Source organism: Microvirga aerophila (assembly GCF_003332305.1).
Taxonomy (GTDB): domain Bacteria; phylum Pseudomonadota; class Alphaproteobacteria; order Rhizobiales; family Beijerinckiaceae; genus Microvirga; species Microvirga aerophila.
Window position 1 is genome coordinate 1 of record NZ_QOIO01000135.1, and the last position, 4,494, is coordinate 4,494.

General features: G+C 63.5%; 3 protein-coding genes. 2 read left to right on the plus strand and 1 reads right to left on the minus strand.

Features of this window, described 5'->3' with window-relative positions:
- The first annotated feature begins 605 nt into the window (after positions 1 to 605).
- Positions 606 to 1,541 carry an alpha/beta fold hydrolase gene (locus DRB19_RS28995; protein WP_245439908.1) on the plus strand — a complete coding sequence of 312 codons (936 nt, stop codon included), beginning with the start codon at positions 606 to 608 and terminating at the stop codon, positions 1,539 to 1,541.
- 115 nt (positions 1,542 to 1,656) lie between these two features.
- Here DRB19_RS28995 and DRB19_RS29000 read toward each other — a convergent pair whose 3' ends face one another.
- On the minus strand, positions 1,657 to 2,607 hold the full coding sequence (locus DRB19_RS29000; protein WP_114189411.1) for a zinc-dependent alcohol dehydrogenase family protein: 951 nt from the start codon (positions 2,605 to 2,607) through the stop codon (positions 1,657 to 1,659).
- Between the two features lie 494 nt (positions 2,608 to 3,101).
- Here DRB19_RS29000 and DRB19_RS29005 point away from each other — a divergent pair, with 494 nt between their 5' ends.
- Positions 3,102 to 4,289, plus strand: coding sequence for a metallophosphoesterase (locus DRB19_RS29005; RefSeq protein WP_114189412.1), 1,188 nt, complete (start codon positions 3,102 to 3,104; stop codon positions 4,287 to 4,289).
- The last annotated feature ends 205 nt before the right edge of the window (positions 4,290 to 4,494 follow it).

A 4,494-nucleotide genomic window follows, 5' to 3' on the forward strand; every position in this document is an offset into this window, starting at 1 on the left:
CATCACATCCTCCCGTGACCGGGAGGTGAATCATCAACTCACTGCAAAGAAAAGATCTTTTATGGGTTCACGACCTAGGTAATAGGTGCTGAGCGTTCTATGAAGCCGGAAAAGCCGCAACTGCTGCCTCTCGACTGCATGTCTTGTAATGGTGGCTTGTTCGTGATCGCTTGGTCAGCTCAAGTGGTCAAAGCTGACCTTCGCTGAAATGTGGGAACATCGCCAATTGACCCGTTCCGGACCTTCAGCATCCGGAGAAGACTGTCGGATGAGACGCTTGGAACTGCTCCGGCTGCACCCCCTTTATCGTAACTAATTGTCGCTCAAGAGCGGCAACCTGTCTTTGTGCAATGCAGCAACCCGTCGGGGTTCCAGGCGTTGTTCGTCCTGGAACCGGAGTCTTGGACCCCGAACGGAGACGATGCATGCGCAACATGGCAACAGACGCCAGTCCGAGACTGTCTCCGGCTGTTGGTGCGGCAGGAGCCGGTGGTGTCACGCGAGATCATGCGGCCGGCGAGGAGCGTGATTGGAGTCCCGCGAACCTCCGGAGACCTGGAGGAGCCAGCCGTTCCGGTTCGCGCCGATGGCTCGCGCCCGTTCTGATGGGCGCAGCAGCCGCCGCGTTGGGTGCGGCAGCCCTGTACAGCCGCAAGCAGTCCCAAGATGCCGAGCGCAGGTACCCGCCCATCGGCCAGTTCCTGAGCGTAGATGGGGTACGCCTGCACTACATCGAGCGCGGCCGCGGTGATCCCCTGGTGCTGGTCCACGGCAACGGCACCATGATCCAGGACTTCACCGTCAGCGGCCTCGTGGACAAATTGGCGGAGCGGTACCGGGTGATCGTGATCGACCGCCCCGGCTACGGCTACAGCTCGCGGCCGCGCCAGGTCTGGACGCCGCGGGCTCATGCCGGTCTGTTCCGAAGGGCTCTGGAGCAGCTTGGAGTCGAGCAGGCCACGGTCTACGGCCACTCCTGGGGCACCCTAGTGGCGGTGGCCCTCGCATTGGAGGCTCCATCGCTCGTGCGCGGCCTCATCCTGGGCTCAGGTTATTTTTACCCAACGCTGCGGGCAGATACGTTCCTGCTCTCGCCGCCAGCCATTCCCGTGATCGGCGATGCCATGCGCTACACCGTCTCCCCGCTCGTAGCCCGTGCGATCCTGCCCGGCATGATCAAGCGGGTGTTCCAGCCGGCTCCGGTGCCGGAGCGCTTCGAGCGAGAGTTCCCGAAGGCGCTGATGCTGCGGCCGTTGCAGCTTCGCGCGGCGGCGGAGGATGCAGCGCTCATGACGCCCTCAGCGATGGGACTGGAAGGGCACTACCGCCAGTTGACGATGCCGGTCACCATCATCACTGGTGCGGACGATCAGATTGCGGATGTGGGCCGCCAGTCCGCGCGGCTGCACGACGAGCTACCCGGGAGTGAGTTCATCGCCCTTCCAGGACTCGGCCATATGATCCATCACCTGGCTCCGGACGCTGTTGCGGACGCGATTGACCGCACCGCGCAGCAATCCAGCCGGGTGTGGGCCTTATGAGCCCGGCGGATCCGTGGTGTCCGCAGAGCCAGGTGTGGTAAGCTCTTACCCGGACTTTCTCACCCCAGTCACCCATGGCCTGTCTTCCGAGCACGAACAGCCGAACCGGCCTCGATTATTGCTCCACCTGAAGGATGACCTTGCCCCGGCCATGGCCTGAATCGAGCCGCTCGTGAGCCTTGCCGACCTCCTCGAGTCGCAGCACGGTATCGATCACGACCTTGGCCCGACCACGCTCGAATACCGGGGTCATTTCACGCAGCCGTGCGCCCTCACGGGTCAGGAAGGTCCCAAACAAGGTTTGGTTCTTGGTGTAGAGGGCGCTCAGATCGCCATCAGGTGGGAGAATGGTGGCGATGCGGCCAAAGGGCCGCGTCACCAGCGTGCTGAGAGAGACATTTCCGCCCGCTGTATCGAACGACGCATCGACGCCATGTCCGCTCGTGGCTCCCAGGATCCGTTCAGCCATGTCGGCATCACGGTAATCCACCGCCACGTCCGCTCCTAGCTCCTGCACGGCTGAGTGGTTGGCCTTGCTGGCCGTTGCGATGACCCGCGCACCTGCCGCCTTGGCAAACTGGATGGCGAAGGAGCCGACACCGCCGGCACCGCCGTGGATCAGCGCCGTCTCACCCGGACGGACATTCAGGCGACGGACGATCGCCTCCCAGGCCGTGCCGCCGGCGAGGGGAATGCCGGCCGCTTCGACATGGCTGAGATTGGCCGGCTTCGGCGCCACGATGCTTGCCGAGGCGATTGTGTACTCCGCATAGCTTCCGTGCGGATTGCCGAAGATCTCGGGCGTGTAGAACACCTCGTCGCCTACTTTGAACCCGGCCACACCCGGTCCGAGCCCCTCGACGATACCAGAGACATCGTAGCCGAGCACGGCAGGAAACGGGATCTGCGCCCAGGTCCCCGCCTGACGGATCTTGGCATCGACGGGATTGGTGCCGGAGGCGATCACCCGCACGAGAACTTCGCCTGGACTAGGCGCTGGCCGTTCGATCTCCTGATGCTCGAACACGTCTGGACCGCCGAACCGTGTGATCACCATCGCACGCATGTTCCCGCCTCCACTGGATGCGAGCCATGTGGATCAGGGTAAGGTCACTTCAAGCGTGTGCGGCCCCTGTTCCTCTTGCGTGCCGACCTGCGAATGTCTGAGTTTGGCACGAGGCGGAAGTGGGCCAATGGTCCGCCTAAATGAGGGACACCAGACCTCCTGAATGGGCAGGAGATTTCTCAGTCTGACGCAGAGCTGGCTCTAGATGGCCTCAACACCCTAGAGACGCCGATCACTCTTTGGTTTCCAGAACCATTAGCGTTGATGCCCTATCTTCGGCGCTCCTGCCGGTGCCGAGCCCGAAGGCGTGACCGAGGTCCCTGTACTTCCTGTAGTCTACCTCTGTGCCGATCCTGCGCAGCACTGCGATCCTGCGGCGGATCCTTGGGTATTGAGCGAGAGGCTCTGTACCGAGGCCATTGACCGACCTAGGTAAGCGAACTTCAAGCCGCCCGACCGTTCCGGTCCTGTGCCTCTCCTATCCAAGGACGTCCATGTTCCACCTGACATTCGCCCTGCCGAGCCTCTATGTCCTGGCACGGTTCGTGTGGCCGCTGCCCTGGGTACCGGGCGGGAAGATTGTCCTTGCCGTCGTCCTGCTCATGGCATCACAATACCATCTCTGGAGCCGCCTTTCGTCCGGCTCGGTCTTCTCGCCCGAGTTCCCGCGCGTTCTAGTGTTTCTGTTCAACTGGGCGTTCGGGGCGATCGTGCTGCTGGCGGTGATGCAGATCGCGCTGGACCTGATCGGGCTGGTGGCGAGGCTGTCTCGACCTGGCGGCTGGGCCACACCGGACGGCGTGCGCTACGCGGCCGCAGTGGCAGCCATGCTGCTCTCGGCCCTGGGCGTCTATCAGGGAACACGCGTGCCGCCGCTCAAGGATGTCGTGATCGCCATCCCCGGGCTGCCGCCGCAGTTCGATGGTTACAGGCTTCTGCAACTGACCGACCTTCACATCAGCCGCCTGTTTCCCAAGGAGTGGACCCAAGCGGTGGTCGAGAGGTCCAATGCGCTCGGAGTCGACTTGGCCGTGGTCACGGGTGACCTAATCGACGGCTCATTTGACGCCCGACGTGCCGACGTGGAGCCGCTCCGCGATCTGCGTGCGAAGGACGGCGTCTGGGTCATTCCCGGCAACCACGAGTACTTTTTCGGCTACGAGGCGTGGATGCGCCATTACGCCAGCCTGGGGATGCGCGTGCTTGCCAACGATCACGTGGTTCTGACCCGCGATGGCGGGTCACTCGTGCTGGCCGGCCTCACTGACCTGTCCGCGTCCAGGACCCGCCACTCGGCACCGGATCTGTCGGCTGCTCTTGCGGGGGCGCCGCCCAACGCTCCGGTGGTGCTGCTCGATCACCAGCCGAGGAACGCCGCACAGGCGGCTGCACGGGGTGTGGCGCTGCAACTGTCCGGGCATACCCATGGCGGCATGATCCTTGGACTGGATCGACTGGTCGCACGCGCCAACAACGGTTTCGTGTCGGGCCAATACACGGTTGGCGGCATGACACTCTACGTCAACAATGGCACCGCACTCTGGCCCGGCTTCGCGCTGAGGCTTGGGCGTCCGTCCGAATTGACGCGCATCACCCTGCGGCGGGCGCCGCAGGTCAGCCATCATCTACAGCCAGCGACGGGTTCGGGATTGCGACCGCATGCTACCGTCGCCGCAGGATGACTTCACGAGGACAACGCCGTCCTGCGTAATGGCAGCTTCTGGCACATGGCTGACCTTAGCCGTACGTCCGCACCTCCGGGATGAGTGGACCTCTACAAGGCCACGCTTAGAGACCGTACCTGACCCAGTGTAGACCTTCACAGGTGTCAGGGCATGTCTGACGTCTGCGCCTTGAAAGGGGGAGCGCCGGGCCGCCTTTTGGCCC